The organism is Nitrospira sp. (assembly GCA_016788885.1).
Classification (GTDB): domain Bacteria; phylum Nitrospirota; class Nitrospiria; order Nitrospirales; family Nitrospiraceae; genus Nitrospira_A.
In genome coordinates this window covers 157081-171302 of sequence record JAEURX010000052.1, presented here as the reverse complement: position 1 = coordinate 171302, position 14222 = coordinate 157081, and the positions used below count along the sequence as shown (strand labels likewise).

Sequence of the window (14222 nt, the reverse complement as noted above, 5' to 3'; positions counted from 1 at the left end):
TGGTCACTCGGTCATGTCCATGTCGGTCGGCGATGAGGTGTCTCCTCCCATCGATGCGTCAAGGTCTTCACCCAGGTCTTCGCCGAGTTCCTGCCCCATCTTTTTCATGAATCGCTCCATGCTCGCCGGGTCGTTTTCGTCCAGACCGCTGAGGTGACTCGGGTCGGAGAGGGCCTCGAGCCGCGCTTCTTCCGATTTAGGCGAGGCAAATCTGGACAGTAGCCGTTCTAGGTCGGCACTGTGGCAGTGGGCACAGGTTTGCTGAGACATCGCGCTTACGCTGAGCACTAGTCGCGTGGTACGTGTCCCGCATTGGCGGCAGCGATATTCATAGATCGGCATGCGTTACACTCGTAGTAGGTGTGGTCAGGCTCGGGTCTGACGGAGGCAGCCACGCATTCGGCACCATGCCGGCCTCCACGGAACGGGCGAGGGCAAGAACTGTCACACGTGCGGCCCCTGCTTCGCGGAGGATTTTGGCGCATTCGTTGGACGTGGTTCCGGTGGTAAACACATCGTCGATGAGGAGGATCCGCTTCCCGATCACCTCCTGCGGCGTGCGAAGGGCAAATGCTTGACGAAGATTGTGTAACCGTGCGGAGCGCGGGAGCGTGGTCTGCGGCTCGGTATCGACGATGCGAACCAGATTGTGAGGAGAAACCCGGCATGCCAGCGCTCCGGCGACGCGATCGGCCAGAAGAAGCGATTGATTGAACTCTCGCTGCCGAAGCCGGTTGGGATGGAGGGGGATCGGCATAAGGACATCGCCATCCAGGTGAGTCGGGAGGGTACGTGTGAGTAGCGCGGCAAGGGGATCGGCCAGGGACACCTTTCCGTGATACTTGAAGAGGGTAATCGCGTCCTGAAGGGGCGCACAGTAGGCATAGGGTGCCCAGACCTGAGCATAGTGGGGTTTGCGGGTGCGGCAGTCATGGCATTCGTGAGTCGGGCTATGGGTCAACGCTGCCGGGGAGGCCAATGGGCGCCGGCATCGAGAGCAAGCGGATCCACCAAGTGGGCGAATCAGGGCCCAGCATGCCCAGCAGAAAAATGGCACGGGATCGTCCGTCAGGGGCTGTGCGCAGGTGGTGCAGGTGATCGGAAGCAGGAGCCGTGATGCCTGTCTGAGTAGGTTCAGTATCATCGCGTGCGTGTATCTTCAGTCGCCCGGAGGAGCGGAGCGAAGCGTGTGGCGGGATTGTGCACGGAATGACCCAGGGGCTGTCAAGGTTGTAGGCCGTGAATGGGTGTGGTATAGGACCCTTCCGCCTGCACCGGGTCGATTCCACGGGCCCGGTCAGGTTCGGTTCCCATGCACCGGCCGAGAATTGCCGCCAACCGTCACGGCTCTGGGGCTCCACCATGCATGCTTCTCCCCGAACGTTGGTCAGTGTGAATCACCTCTCCAAGGAATACCGCCCTGGAGGGACTGTCGTGCGTGCGTTGCATGATGTGACTCTCGATGTGCAGCCCGGGGAGTTCTGCGCGTTTGTAGGACCGAGCGGATGCGGGAAGAGCACGTTGCTCAATCTGATCGGAGGGTTGGATACTCCGACCTCTGGAAGCATCGCGCTTGACGGTCAGCCGGTAACTGGTGCCAGCCCTATGGAGTGGACCCGCCTGCGACGGGAGTTGATCGGGATAGTTTTTCAAGCCTTCCACCTGATTCCCGGCCTGACCGTGGGGGAAAACGTCGCCTTGCCCATCCTGCTGCGGGGCGAGCAAGGACGTGGCCTCGCAGGTCGGATCGATGAGGCTCTGCAGGCCGTGGGCATGCAAGGACGTCGTTCTCATCGGCCGAGCGAGTTGTCAGGCGGTGAGCAGCAGCGCGTCGCGATCGCGCGGGCCATCGTGCATCGGCCGCGATTGATTCTGGCGGACGAACCGACGGGGAATTTGGATTCCAAACAAGGCGCCGACGTCATCAGCTTGTTTCGGACCTTGCCTCAACGGTATGGTCATTCCGTATTGTTGGTGACGCACAGTGAGAGTGCGGCGGCGGCGGCGGATTACGTCTGGCACATGCAGGATGGTCGATTGGTCGACTGCGTAAGGCAACAAGCCTCAGCCGTTCAAACGCTGTAGCCGTCCGGGGTTGGATGGCGACAGGAACGCAAGGCCGGCCGAGGGCAACGATCCTGCCAGGAGAAAGGATGAGAATGGACCTGAGCATCACCATTGCGGGCGTGAAATTCCCCAGCTGTTTTATGAATGCTTCCGGAGCGCTGTGCATGACGAGGGAGGAGCTGCTGGCATTGGGCCGCTCGCGATCCGGTGCCATTGTCACCAAGTCGATGACAGTCGAACCACGGGACGGGAATCCGGAACCTCGCTACTATGGATTCCCAGGCGGCTCGATCAATTCCATGGGGTTACCGAATCTCGGATATCGTGCCTATTCGGAACTCATTCCCGAACTCAAACAGTTCGGCAAGCCAGTGATCGCCAGTATTGCCGGTCTTTGCGAGGATGACTTCCTGACCATGGCGCGAGTCATCGATCAGGCGCGCCCTGACCTCATCGAAGTCAATCTGTCTTGTCCCAATATTCCGGGCAAGCCGCAGATCGCCTATGATGCGGCGGATGCCGAGCGCTTGCTCAAGCGCGTGCGGCCACTGATTACCGTCCCGATGGGCGTCAAGCTACCCCCGTACTTCGATCCTGCGCACCATGCCGTGATGGCGGAGGTCATCGGCCGCGGTCACGTCGACTACTTGAATTTGATCAACTCCGTCGGCAATGGCCTCGTGATCGATCCCACGCGGGACAGGCCCGTGATCAAGCCCAAGGGAGGGTTTGGAGGATTGGGCGGAGCATTGATCAAGCCTGTAGCATTGGCCAATGTGCGGGCTTTCTGGAAACTCCTCGGAGGGCGAGTACCGATCATCGGTACCGGTGGGGTGGTACAGGGCCTTGATGCGTATGAACATGTGTTATGCGGAGCGTCGGCCGTTCAGGTGGGCACCGTGCTGGTCGAGGAGGGAGTAGGAGTGTTCGAACGCCTGGAGCGTGAATTGGCGGCTGAGCTCAACGCTCGGGGGCCGCGTTCACTGGAGGCGACTCGGGGAAAACTCCAGGAATTATAACGATCGCCGTGTGGACTCGGCGCAGCATGTTCCTGGCTGCGCCTATCTGAACGCGAAATTCTTCGGGAGGAATCCCAACTGCAGTGCCTGGCGCAACAGCTGGGCCACGTTACGGACCTTGAGGCGCCGCATGAGGTTGAAGCGGTGCACCTCGACCGTTCGCACGCTGATATCCAGCCGGCGGGCGATGTCACGGTTCGTATTTCCCTGTGACACCAGTTTGAGAATCTCTTTCTGGCGAGGGGTCAAGCCGTCGGATCGTTTGCCTCGTATGGGTGCGGCTTTGACGACCTTCACAGCCTTCCGCTTCTTGGCTGTTGGAGCCGTCTTCGTGGTCTTCACGGACTTCTTTGCTTGAGGACGTTTGCGTGGTGCCATAAAAATTTGTACCCCAAAATTCTACTGAACGTAATCTTAGCATACCTGGGTAAATCTGTAAAAACAATTACTAGACTGCCCAGTCGTCGAGTATGGCGATGTCCTTGATATCCGTGGCGTTCTTGAAGGTCTACGCCCGTCTTGGGTGGACACATTTGTCCACCCATCCGGGGCGGACAGCCCTGACAATGATCGGCGTGGCCCTGGGGGTTGCCGCGAGCATTGCGGTACAAACGGCCAACGTCGAGGTGCTGCGTTCTTTCGAAGAATCCGTCTTGAGCGTCGCCGGGCCGGTCACATTGGAAATATCGGCCGGCGAGGCTGGCATCGATGAGCATCTGATTCGTGCCGTACGGGAAGTCGATGGCGTCGAGTCCACCAGGCCTGTGCTTGAAGTCGGGGTTGTGACCACTGGTGGCCGGAGACACTCGTTCGCGGTACTTGGCTTGGATCTGTTGGACGAGGTGAATCGAGCCGACGGAAGAATTCTTGCCACCTTCGACATGCGGGACCGGCCGGGTGACGCGATCGCGATGGGCGGCCTTCTGAGTGCTAATGGACTGCTGGTTGGTGAGGCGCTCGCTATGGATCTGGGCGTCGGACCTGGAGCGCAGGTTGCTCTGGAGGCCAATGGTCGAGCGGTCTCCGTTTCGATTCTGTCCATCATGCACCGTCGGTCCGGCAGTCCCTCACCCTGGGACCATTGGGCGGTGATGGATATTGCCGCCGCCCAGCGGACGTTCGGGTTGATTGGTCGATTGGACCGCATCGATGTAGTGACTGCGGCAGCCGTATCGGTGGAGCAGGTGGCGGAGGCCATCGCGCGGGTGGTGCCTTCACATATGCAGGTTCGCCGTCCCATTCAACGGAGTCAGCAGGTCGAGTCCATGGTAGGGGCCTTCCAACTGAATCTGTCGGTGTTGAGCATGGTCGGGCTACTGGTAGGGATCTTTCTCATCTACAACACGGTCTCCTTCACGGTGGCTCAGCGACGGAGAGAGGTCGGCATCTTGCGTGCGATCGGCATGTCTGAGCCGATGGTGGTGGGTCTGTTTCTGGTGGAGGCCGGAGTGTTCGGTGTGGTCGGTGGATGTGCTGGAGGTGTCCTTGGCCTGATGCTGGGGAATGTGCTGGTGGGCATGGTGGGACGGACTATTCACGAACTGTATACGCCACTGGCTGAGGCCACCAGGGTGATTGGATTTGTTCCGGGCGCGGGCCGGCTGCTGATCGAAGCGATCGTCATCGGCAGCGGGGTTTCTGTTCTGGGTGCGCTGGGGCCGAGTTTGGACGCCGGCCGAACGGTCATCGTCGCAGCCCTGGCGCCAGGTGAATATGACGTCGCGCAACGGGTTCGCGCGGGGTCGCTCGGCTTGGCGGGAGTTGTTCTGCTGCTGTTCGCCCTGGGCTGTGTCTTCGCCGGGCCGGTTGCCGGAATACCCGTCTTTGGGTATGTGGCGACATTTTGCGTGCTGGCGGGGCTGTCCTGTCTCGTGCCGAAGCTGATGCAGATGTTCTGTCGCACGCGAGAGTTGAGCGTCGTTTCTCCGATGCCATCCCTGGGTGGGGCCGTTCGTCATATTGCCCGTGAGCAGACCACCAGAGGCATGGGCAGGAACGCGGTGACGGTGTCGGCCTTTCTGGTCGGCGTCGCCATCATGGTCGGGGTCATGGTGATGATCAGGAGTTTTCGCGAAACAGTAGAGATTTGGATTGATCAGACCGTCATGGCGGATTTTATTGTGGCGCCTGCCGGGTGGCCCAATGTCGGCCGTCATGGTGCATCGACGGCTGTGCTTCCAGGCGCGTGGCGGGAGCGGTTAGCCGGTTCGACCGTGGTGTCGGCGGTCGATGCCTATCGTGATCTGCGGATCGAGGCGCAGGGACGCCCGGCCGCGTTGGTGTCGAGGGATCTGGCGTTACACGCGGCCCGGAGCCGGTATCTCTTTCTCGAAGGGGATTCCACGCGCATTTTGAGCCGTGCCGCGGACGGGGAAGGGGCGATTCTTTCGGAGGTGTTGGCCAATCGCCTGCAACTCACCGCGGGGAATCGGGTGTCCATTGCCACCCCGGTGGGGGAGCAGTCGCTGTTGGTGCTAGGGGTATTTTACGACTATGCGACGGACGGCGGAAAAATTATCATCGACCGATCCCTCTATCAGCAATGGTGGAAGGACGATGGGGTGACCGTGTTTCCTGTATATCTTCATACGGGGGTGGAACTGGACCAGGCACGCTCGGCGATCGGGGAGTTGTTTGCGCGGGAGGACGATGGAAGTCTGATGCCGACGGTCCTCAGCAATGCTGAATTGCGGCGGGCAATTCTCCGTATCTTTGATCGGACCTTCACCTTGACGTATGTCCTCGAGGCGATTGCGGTCATTATCGCCATGCTGGGTATCATTAATACGCTCGTGACGTCAGTGGTCGAACGGCGCCGTGAATTGGCGACGCTGCAAGCGTTGGGTGGCAGCCAGGGACAAGTGACGGCGTTGATTCTTTGGGAGGCCGGTTATCTGGGGCTGCTGGGGACGGGCATGGGAATCGTGGGTGGGCTCGCGCTGGCCCTTATTCTGATCAGGGTCATCAACCGGCAGTCATTCGGTTGGACGATTCAGGTGGCCTATCCGTATGGGCTTCTCCTGGAAGTGGCAGCCCTGGCCTTGATCGCCTCACTGCTTGCCGGGCTTTGGCCAGCCCGTTGGGCCGCCCGGCAACCGTTGGTGGAGGGACTGCGCTATGAGTGACGTCCCACGGCCGGCTCAGTGGCCGGGGCGGAACCTTGCGTCAGGGGCAACGCATCCACTTGGATCTCAAAGCCCAGGTCTTCGATCATGCGCCAGACCTCTGCCGCCGGTTGGCCCGGTGTCGTGAGGTAGCCGTTCACAAAGACAGAATCGGCCGGATAGAGTGCCAGAGGCTGTAGACTTCGTAGGTTATGCTCGCGTCCGCCGGCGATCCGAATCTCCGTCCTCGGGTGGAGGAAGCGGAAGAGGCAGAGCGCTTTCAGGCATCGCTGCGGCGTCAGAGGCGTGCAATGCTCCATCGGAGTGCCGGACGCCGGATGCAGCATGTTGAGCGGAATAGAATCCGGTTTGACTTCCCGGAGGGCAAGCGCCAGATCGATCAAATCCTCATCACGTTCGCCCATCCCGACAATGCCGCCTGAGCAGATTTCCAGCCCCGCCGTCCGAGCGTGCCGAATCGTGGCTAATCGGTCCTGAAAGGTATGTGTGGTGCAGATTTCTGAATGGTAGGCTTCGCTGGTGTTCAGGTTGTGATTGATGCGGTCGACGCCCGCGGCTTTCAGGTCTTTTGCCTGGCCTTCATTGAGTAGCCCTAAGGAACAGCAAATCTGAATCGGGACTTCCTGTTTGATGGACCGCACCGCTGAGGCAACCTCGGCAATGTCGCGGTCCAAAGGGCTTCGTCCGCTGATGACGATGCAATAGCGTTGGGCCTTGGCGGCGGCCGCACGGCGGGCGCCCGTGAGCATTTGCTCTTGCGGGAGGAGTCCGTATCGCTCAATCGGCGCCTTGGACACGGCAGACTGGGAACAATACCCGCAGTCTTCCTGGCAGGCGCCGCTCTTGGCGTTCATCAGCATTTGCAGGCGGACGGTCTTCCCGAAGTAACGTTCACGCACCGTGAAGGCGGCTTGCAGCAGCTCCAGTAGTCGAGAATCCGGTGTTTGCAATACGGCCAGGGATTCTTCGTGGGTCAGTGGTTCGTCTCGTAAGGCCTTCTCGGCTAGGCTGCTCAGCTCAATCATGCACGCTACTCCTGGAAAAAACAGAACGAACCTTGAGTCCCGATCGGTGCGTCCGAGGGCGGAGGCCGTCTCTGTGAGGTGAAAAAAGTGCGGTCGAAACCCTACACGGTTTCAAAGGGAGATGCAATGCCTTGATAGGGGACGACAGGTATCCGTGAGCCTGGGCTGCTCTGGTCGGTGTCGGCCTTCGCATGGTCACGCCACGGAAGGGCGACGTAGGTATTCCAGCGCCCGCACCGCCGGCACCGGCCTGACCATTCCGCCAGTTCATGATGGCACTGGGAGCATTGATAGGGGACGACGACACGTTTCTTGAATCCGAGGGCTTTCTTGAGTTCCCCGACGGCTTCGTCCATGTGCTGCTTGCGGAGATACAGGTTGGCCATGATCTTGTGGTAGTCCACGAGCTGTTCCTGCGTGCCGTCCAGGGTCGAGAGGACGTCGTACGCCTCATCCACCATTTCGAGTCGGTAATATAATTTGCCCAGATAGAACTGGACGACGGCGTTGTGAGGGTCCTGCTGAAGCGCCTCCTGATATACGCGGATGATTTCATCCGGCTCTCCGAGCTCCAGAAAGAGTTCCTCCAGGCGATGGAGGATGATGACACTGCGTGTCTTGGCGTAGATTTTCTTGAGAATTTCGACCGCGTTCTTGGTCTTGCCCTCGCGAACCAAAATTTCACCGATGCCGATATAGGCTGGGAGAAAGGTCCGGTCCTTCTTGATGGCGCCCCGGAAATACCGTCGCGCTTTGTCGGGATGCCCGCGCTCGAGGAGTTGTCGGCCGACTTCGTACATGCAGCCAAGCAGGAGATTGGCTTCGGCCCGGCGTTCGCTTTCCGGCAGGTTCGCCTTCACCAGCCGGTGCTGGATCTCGAGCGCGTCACTCCATTTTTCAAGGCGGATGTACAGGTCGCGTTTGCGGATCAAGGCCATTAAATTGTCGGGCTCGAGCCGGAGGATGTTCTGAAGCGTTTGAAGCGCCTCTTCGTAGCGGCGTGCGCCTTCGAGATCCTTGGCCAACTCCAGCAGGACTTCCACATTGCGCTCTTCGATGCGGTGGGCCTGCTGATGGAGCCGGATCGCCTCGGCAAAGTTGCTCTCGGAGCGGTAAATATTCCCGAGCCACAGCAGTGAGTCGGTCCGGTTGGGATCGATGACGAGGGCACGTTCGAAGAGACTGACGGCATCGGCCGTTCGTTTGGACATGAAGGCGTGCGTCCCGTCCCGGTGTAGGGCATCGACCTTCTCTTTCCGGCGCACGAGGCGGTTGGTGCGCCAGTTCATGAACACGTGGGAGGTTTCCTTGATCGTGACGATCAGTGCGACCAGGGTGGCCCCCAGAGCCATCGAGAACAGCACCAAGGACACGGGACTGAGCTCAAAGAGGGCGTCTGGGCTGGTTCTGACCGTAATCGTGCCGGGGTTCAGCTCACGAAAGTAGCTGTAGAGAAAGATGCCGACGCTGACGAGGAAAATCGTGGAGAGGAGCCGAAACATGCTAGACCCGTTTCCGGGTGCGCGCCGGGCGTGCTGTCGTCCGTGCCGGTTTCGCCGCTTTCACGGCTCGCTCTTCCGGCAGGCGCACGTGCCCTGCATCGCCCCACAGTCGTTCGAGTGCGTAGTGTTCGCGAATATCCTTCTGGAAAATGTGGACGATGACGTCACCAAAGTCGACGACAACCCACTTGGCCGACGACGCTCCTTCGATGCTGAGCGGCGGATGGCCTTGGGCCTTGAGCTCGTCGATCACATGGTCTGCGATCGCGCGCGCTTGTCGCTCCGATTCTCCGGAGCCGATGACCAAGTAATCGGCAATGGAGGTCAGTTTGGCGATATGCAGGATGAGAACGTCGGCGGCCTTTTTGTCCAGGATGGCACTTGCCACCGCCAGCGCTTTGGCTTTTGATTCAGAAACGCTCACCGTCCTCCCTGTATAACCCCTCGCGAAGTATATAGGATTCCACCTGGGCGGGCAACAGATTTGCCAGAGGACGGCCGGCGTGAATGCGGGCTCTGATCTCCGACGCGGAGCTTTCGCAGGGGGGCAATCGCAGGAACGTCAGGGTGCGACCGTTGGTCAGGGGTACGTCGGCTCGGTCTTGTTTCGCGGCGTCGAGTGCGTCCAGCGTGACCTGTGGAACTTCGTTGAAGAACGGAATTGCAGCTAGGTCGAGGAACTTGGTAGAGGGTCTTGAAATCACGACAAAATTACACGTTTTGAGCAGGAGATCGGCTTCCTTCCAGGACGGGAGATCCACAAACGCATCCAGCCCGATGATGAAAAACAATGAGGTGTCTGATCCATATTCTTGCTGAATCGCCCGGACGGTATCGATCGAGTAAGACTTGCCCGTTCGGCGGATTTCGATGTCGGTTAGTACGAATTCCGGCACATCCTGAATCGCCAGCTGGACCATCTGGTAGCGATGCCGGGCATCGGCGAGAGTGCTCGATTGCTTGTGCGGAGGGTCTCCGGTGGGAATGAACAGCACACGGTCAAGGGGGAGACGCTGTCTGGCCGATTGTGCAATTGCGAGATGGCAGCGGTGGATGGGATTAAAACTCCCGCCCAAAAGTCCCAGACGCACGGCTCCTCCTCTCGCTCGAACTCCTGCCTCAGCTGGTTGACCGCCGGACTGGTTGCTTGATGCCGGCACCGGGAGTACCGAGTCCCTGGGCGCCTACAAAATCACGAGATTATCCCGGTGAATGACTTCTTCGTACTCCTGAAGTCCAGGGATCTTCTGGATATCGGCAGTCTTGAGGCCTTTGATGCGGGTCAGGACCGAGGAGGAGAAGTTCACCAGGCCTTTGGCGCACTCCTTCCCGTCGGGAGCGGTACAGGTGACGGGGTCACCGGCTTCGAATTGGCCGCTGATGTCGCGGATGCCTGAGGCGAGAAGACTCTTGCCATTGCGCACCAGGGCCTCGACCGCGCCCTGATCTAATTGGACATGGCCCCGAGGGCGCAATGTAAACGCGATCCAGTGTTTCCGGCTGTTCATGCGGCGCTCGCGACCAAGAAACAAGCTGCCGCCTGGCTGCCCTGACAGCACTTCCGGGAGGAGTCGTTGGTGGCTGCCATTCAAGATCAAGGTCGGGACCCCGTATTCTCCGACCTTTTTCGCGGCCCGCACCTTGGTCGCCATGCCTCCGGTTCCTTCAAAGGTGGAGGACAGGCCTGCGCGCTGTTCGATGTCTTCGGTGATGTCGTGGATCACGGGAATCAAGGTTGCATTGGGATCCTTGCGAGGATCGGCAGTGAATAAACCATCCACATCCGACAGGATGATGAGCAGGTCTGCGTCGACAAGGTGCGCCACCTGGGCGGCCAGCGTATCGTTGTCGCCAACCCGGATTTCTTCAACGGCCACGGTATCGTTTTCGTTGATGATGGGGATGACCCCGAATTTGATCAGGGTGGTCAGGGTATGTCGAGCGTTCAAAAATCGTCGGCGATCCGCGAGGTCTTCGTGAGTGAGCAGGACTTGAGCCACGCGGAGGCTCAGACGCTCAAACGCCTTTTCGTACGCCCACATCAACTGGCTCTGACCGACTGCGGCAGCAGCCTGTTTCACCGGCAGACTTTTGGGATATTCGCGTAACCCAAGTTTTTTGATGCCCGACACGACCGCGCCGGATGAGACAACGAGCACCTCGCGCCCCTGGCTGCGGATCTCGGCAATTTCTGTGGCGAGCCGCTCAAGGCGTTCGGCGCTTAAGCCCACCTCGCGCGAGGCGATGAGGCTGCTCCCGATCTTCACCACGACGCGTTTGGCTTGCTTTACGACTTCGTCTCGCATGGAATTTTACGCAACGCCGCCACCTGTTGGCCCATGTAGCGCAGGCACTCATCTAATCCTTCACGCGTGGCGGCTGAGATGGCAAAGAAGGGAATCTTGCGCCGTTGGCAATATTTCTTGAGCCGTTCGAGCCGTTCCCCTTCGCCTTTGACGTCAAGTTTTGTGCCCACGACTGCGTAGGGGCGATCGGCAAGCGCAGGGTCATACGCAGCCAGCTCGTGTCGCATAACTTTGAAGCTGGTGACCGGGTCCTCCGTGGCCCACTCTGAGATGTCGATCGTATGAATCAGCAGGCTGGTGCGCTCAATGTGGCGGAGGAACTGAAACCCGAGCCCTTTGCCTTCATGTGCCCCCTCGATCAGGCCAGGGATATCTGCAATAACGAAGGTCTGTTCCTCGCCCGATCGAACCACGCCAAGGTTTGGCGTTAGGGTGGTGAACGGGTAGTCGGCAATCTTGGGGCGTGCCGCGGAGACGGCGGCGATAAGTGTGGATTTTCCGGCGTTGGGGTATCCGACTAGGCCGACATCAGCCAGGAGTTTCAAATCGAGCCGAAGGAGGCGCTCCTCGCCGGGAGTGCCGGGCTCAAACTGAGTCGGAACACGGTTGGTGGAGGTGGCGAATTGGGTGTTGCCACGCCCCCCTCGGCCGCCCTTGGCGATGACGCAGCTGGCGCCGTCTTCCGTTAGGTCAGCGAGCAGTTCCTGCGTGTTGACGTCGAACACCATCGTGCCGACTGGGACGGGAATGGAGACGTCGACTCCGCGACGGCCATGGCAATTGCTGCCACCTCCGCCCTCGCCCTTCTCGGCTTCATAGTGTTTCTGGTAGCGGAGATCCAGCAGGGTCGTGAGGCGAGTGGTCGCCTGGACGAGAACGTTTCCGCCGTCGCCTCCGTCACCGCCGTCAGGGCCGCCACGGGGTACGAACTTTTCGCGGCGAAAGCTGCAGGCGCCATTGCCGCCGTCCCCCGCTTTCACGAGGATTTGGGCTTGATCGACAAATGTGGACATCGCAACGCCCCCTCAGCCGGCGTAGTTATTCAGAAGCAGGAGTATATCGTATTCGCCGGCCCATGGGGACGTTGCGTGAATGAAGGGTGTCAGTTTCCGTGGAGGCGTGGTCAGGACGAATGAGAGGTCAAGCCTTGGTCGTCACCGGATAGACGCTGACCTTTTGTCGGCCGCGACCACCTTCGAATTTTACGACACCGGAGACGTAGGCATAGAGGGTATGATCGCGGCCCAAGCCCACATTCAGCCCAGGAAAAAACTTCGTGCCGCGCTGGCGCACGATGATGGATCCCGCCTTGATGGTCTCTCCACCATAGGCTTTGACGCCGAGGTACTGTGGATTACTGTCACGGCCGTTCCGTGTGGAACCGCCGCCTTTATTTGTTGCCATGGCAAACTCTCCTTACGGCCGTTATTTCGTTTCGATCCCGGTGACCCGCAGCTGCGTGAAGCCTTGCCGGTGGCCCCGAGTCCGCCGATAGTTTTTGCGCCGTTGTTTCTTGAAGATGGTGATGGAACGGGTGCGTCCTTGGCGAAGAATCTCCGCGGTCACCTTTGCCCCTGCGACCACCGGTTGACCGACTACCAGACCGCCTTCTCCGTGCAGTAGTCGAACCTTGTCGATCTGCACCGAATGCCCGACTTCTCCAGGAAGTGACTCCACTTGGAGCACGGTTCCCGCTTCCACTCGATACTGTTTCCCGCCTGTTTCAATAATAGCGTACATGATCGCCTTTCTCCTCGTCAGCAGAACGCGGATGTTTATCATAGCCTCGGAGAGAGTGTCAAGAATTACTGCTGTGTTGGATGAACGGGCCCGGCAAAACCCGAAGAATGTGCGCGACCGGATGAGAAGCTGCAGGTCGGCAGATGGGGCAGTCGTTGCCTTGACGCTTATCGCGAGGCGCTGGTATTATCCGGCGCATGCTACAAACCAGCGAAAAAATATGGATGGACGGGAAGTTTGTTGCGTGGGCTGATGCGCAGGTCCATGTGCTCACACATTCACTGCACTATGGCCTGGCAGCCTTCGAGGGCATCCGGTGTTACAAGGGGCAGAACGGCTCGGCCATTTTCAGGCTGCGCGAGCATGTGGATCGGTTGTTCGAATCGGCCCATATCGGCCTGATGGAGATACCCTACGACAGGAAGCAAATCACCGAAGCGATTGTTGAAACCGTCAGGGTCAATAAGCTCGAAGCTTGCTACATCCGCCCGCTGGTCTATATCGGTTATGGGGCCATGGGTCTGTATCCTGGTGACAATCCCATCAATGTGAGCATCGCCGCATGGAAATGGGGGACGTATCTCGGGGATGAGGCCTTGGCGAAGGGGATTCGAGCCAGAGTGTCTTCCTTTACCCGCCACCATGTGAACGTCTCCATGACTCGCGGGAAGATCTCCGGCTACTATGTGAATTCGATACTTGCCAAGCGGGAAGTCAAAGCCGATGGGTACGATGAAGCCATTATGTTGGATCCTGAGGGGTATGTCGCTGAAGGTACAGGTGAGAATGTCTTCATTGTGCGACGTGGAGTGTTGAAGACTACGCCGCTCACCTCGATCCTCGAGGGAATCACTCGGAATTCGATCCTTCAATTGGCAAAAGAACGCCAGATTCCGGTGGTGGAGGAGCGATTCACCCGAGACGAAATGTATGTGGCCGAAGAAGTGTTCGTGACTGGGACCGCAGCAGAGCTGACACCAGTGACGGAGATTGATCAGCGGCGCATCGGGACCGGAACTCCCGGGCCCATCACAAAGACTCTACAGAAGGCATTTTTTGATGTGGTGGGCGGCACAGATCCCGCTCATCGGCATTGGCTTACCCCGGTCTAGCGATCTCGTAGCATTGCTACTCCTCCCGCGCTGACGATCGTCGGAGTCTCAGCAAAATTGTCGGACTCACGTCGTGTGTGAGGTGTGCCAAGTCCTGTCGTCGTCCATCGCACTCCTGTTCCTACCCCTAGCGGCCCTGCATCGAATGCTCTGTCATGAGTACTCACTCGGAGGTAATGCGACACCGCCAACCTCTTCTTGACGGCTCTTAGGTCTGCACATCCGGTAGGCTTCCGCCAGTGGGTGTATTTTTCTGAGCAACGTCAGCCGGTGTTCAATCGGTTGAGCTGAACGAATCGACGACGACGATACTCAAGATGAGAAGA

General features: G+C 59.2%; 15 protein-coding genes. 4 read left to right on the top strand and 11 right to left on the bottom strand.

The features are described 5' to 3' along the window. Positions 1 to 3: 3 nt before the first annotated feature. Both JNL86_14515 and JNL86_14510 read right to left on the bottom strand, forming a co-directional pair. Positions 4 to 342 carry a zinc ribbon domain-containing protein gene (locus JNL86_14515; GenBank protein ID MBL8044125.1) on the bottom strand — a complete coding sequence of 113 codons (339 nt, stop codon included), beginning with the start codon at positions 340 to 342 and terminating at the stop codon, positions 4 to 6. Then, positions 329 to 979 (bottom strand): ComF family protein, encoded by a 651-nt coding sequence (locus JNL86_14510; GenBank protein MBL8044124.1) that lies wholly within the window; start codon positions 977 to 979, stop codon positions 329 to 331. The genes JNL86_14515 and JNL86_14510 overlap by 14 nt, the downstream gene beginning before the upstream one ends. Before the next feature lie 383 nt (positions 980 to 1362). Between JNL86_14510 and JNL86_14505 the strand changes: the two genes are divergently transcribed. Both JNL86_14505 and JNL86_14500 read left to right on the top strand, forming a co-directional pair. Then, positions 1363 to 2085 carry an ABC transporter ATP-binding protein gene (locus tag JNL86_14505; GenBank protein ID MBL8044123.1) on the top strand — a complete coding sequence of 241 codons (723 nt, stop codon included), beginning with the start codon at positions 1363 to 1365 and terminating at the stop codon, positions 2083 to 2085. A 74-nt stretch (positions 2086 to 2159) separates the two neighbouring features. Then, positions 2160 to 3086: a dihydroorotate oxidase gene (locus JNL86_14500; GenBank protein ID MBL8044122.1), complete on the top strand. Its 927-nt coding sequence runs from the start codon at positions 2160 to 2162 to the stop codon at positions 3084 to 3086. A 42-nt stretch (positions 3087 to 3128) separates the two neighbouring features. On the opposite strand, the gene JNL86_14495 is transcribed toward JNL86_14500, so the two are convergent. Continuing rightward, positions 3129 to 3428 (bottom strand): response regulator transcription factor, encoded by a 300-nt coding sequence (locus tag JNL86_14495; protein MBL8044121.1) that lies wholly within the window; start codon positions 3426 to 3428, stop codon positions 3129 to 3131. 134 nt (positions 3429 to 3562) lie between these two features. Between JNL86_14495 and JNL86_14490 the strand changes: the two genes are divergently transcribed. Further along, positions 3563 to 6211, top strand: coding sequence for an FtsX-like permease family protein (locus JNL86_14490; protein ID MBL8044120.1), 2649 nt, complete (start codon positions 3563 to 3565; stop codon positions 6209 to 6211). Here the strand turns inward: JNL86_14490 and bioB are convergent. From bioB to rplU, 8 genes are all read right to left on the bottom strand, one after another. Continuing rightward, positions 6202 to 7236 (bottom strand): biotin synthase BioB, encoded by a 1035-nt coding sequence (bioB, locus tag JNL86_14485; GenBank protein ID MBL8044119.1) that lies wholly within the window; start codon positions 7234 to 7236, stop codon positions 6202 to 6204. The genes JNL86_14490 and bioB overlap by 10 nt on opposite strands. 101 nt (positions 7237 to 7337) lie before the next feature. Further along, positions 7338 to 8738, bottom strand: coding sequence for a tetratricopeptide repeat protein (locus tag JNL86_14480; protein ID MBL8044118.1), 1401 nt, complete (start codon positions 8736 to 8738; stop codon positions 7338 to 7340). Between the two features lies 1 nt (position 8739). Beyond that, entirely contained in the window at positions 8740 to 9162 is a 423-nt protein-coding gene (rsfS, locus tag JNL86_14475) for a ribosome silencing factor (protein MBL8044117.1), read from the bottom strand. After that, complete coding sequence (locus JNL86_14470) at positions 9149 to 9829, bottom strand: nicotinate-nucleotide adenylyltransferase (protein ID MBL8044116.1); 681 nt, start codon at positions 9827 to 9829, stop codon at positions 9149 to 9151. The genes rsfS and JNL86_14470 overlap by 14 nt, the downstream gene beginning before the upstream one ends. Positions 9830 to 9922: 93 nt before the next feature. Then, a complete protein-coding gene (proB, locus tag JNL86_14465) occupies positions 9923 to 11044 on the bottom strand; it encodes a glutamate 5-kinase (protein MBL8044115.1) in 1122 nt (373 codons plus the stop codon). Beyond that, positions 11026 to 12057: a GTPase ObgE gene (gene obgE / locus JNL86_14460; GenBank protein MBL8044114.1), complete on the bottom strand. Its 1032-nt coding sequence runs from the start codon at positions 12055 to 12057 to the stop codon at positions 11026 to 11028. Before obgE ends, proB begins: the two co-directional genes overlap by 19 nt. Positions 12058 to 12184: 127 nt before the next feature. After that, positions 12185 to 12448: a 50S ribosomal protein L27 gene (gene rpmA / locus JNL86_14455; protein MBL8044113.1), complete on the bottom strand. Its 264-nt coding sequence runs from the start codon at positions 12446 to 12448 to the stop codon at positions 12185 to 12187. Between the two features lie 21 nt (positions 12449 to 12469). Then, entirely contained in the window at positions 12470 to 12784 is a 315-nt protein-coding gene (rplU, locus tag JNL86_14450) for a 50S ribosomal protein L21 (GenBank protein ID MBL8044112.1), read from the bottom strand. A gap of 197 nt (positions 12785 to 12981) precedes the next feature. Between rplU and JNL86_14445 the strand changes: the two genes are divergently transcribed. Then, complete coding sequence (locus tag JNL86_14445) at positions 12982 to 13896, top strand: branched-chain amino acid transaminase (protein ID MBL8044111.1); 915 nt, start codon at positions 12982 to 12984, stop codon at positions 13894 to 13896. Positions 13897 to 14222: the final 326 nt, after the last annotated feature.

Bases quoted from the DNA above. Each gene is read 5' to 3' on its own strand.
- JNL86_14500 (MBL8044122.1), top strand. From the start codon at position 2,160: ATGGACCTGAGCATCACCATTGCGGGCGTGAAATTCCCCAGCTGTTTT.
- JNL86_14445 (MBL8044111.1), top strand. From the start codon at position 12,982: ATGCTACAAACCAGCGAAAAAATATGGATGGACGGGAAGTTTGTTGCG.
- obgE (MBL8044114.1), bottom strand. From the start codon at position 12,057: ATGTCCACATTTGTCGATCAAGCCCAAATCCTCGTGAAAGCGGGGGAC.
- JNL86_14480 (MBL8044118.1), bottom strand. From the start codon at position 8,738: ATGTTTCGGCTCCTCTCCACGATTTTCCTCGTCAGCGTCGGCATCTTT.
- rplU (MBL8044112.1), bottom strand. From the start codon at position 12,784: ATGTACGCTATTATTGAAACAGGCGGGAAACAGTATCGAGTGGAAGCG.
- proB (MBL8044115.1), bottom strand. From the start codon at position 11,044: ATGCGAGACGAAGTCGTAAAGCAAGCCAAACGCGTCGTGGTGAAGATC.
- JNL86_14515 (MBL8044125.1), bottom strand. From the start codon at position 342: ATGCCGATCTATGAATATCGCTGCCGCCAATGCGGGACACGTACCACG.
- JNL86_14490 (MBL8044120.1), top strand. From the start codon at position 3,563: ATGTCCTTGATATCCGTGGCGTTCTTGAAGGTCTACGCCCGTCTTGGG.
- bioB (MBL8044119.1), bottom strand. From the start codon at position 7,236: ATGATTGAGCTGAGCAGCCTAGCCGAGAAGGCCTTACGAGACGAACCA.
- JNL86_14505 (MBL8044123.1), top strand. From the start codon at position 1,363: ATGCATGCTTCTCCCCGAACGTTGGTCAGTGTGAATCACCTCTCCAAG.
- rpmA (MBL8044113.1), bottom strand. From the start codon at position 12,448: ATGGCAACAAATAAAGGCGGCGGTTCCACACGGAACGGCCGTGACAGT.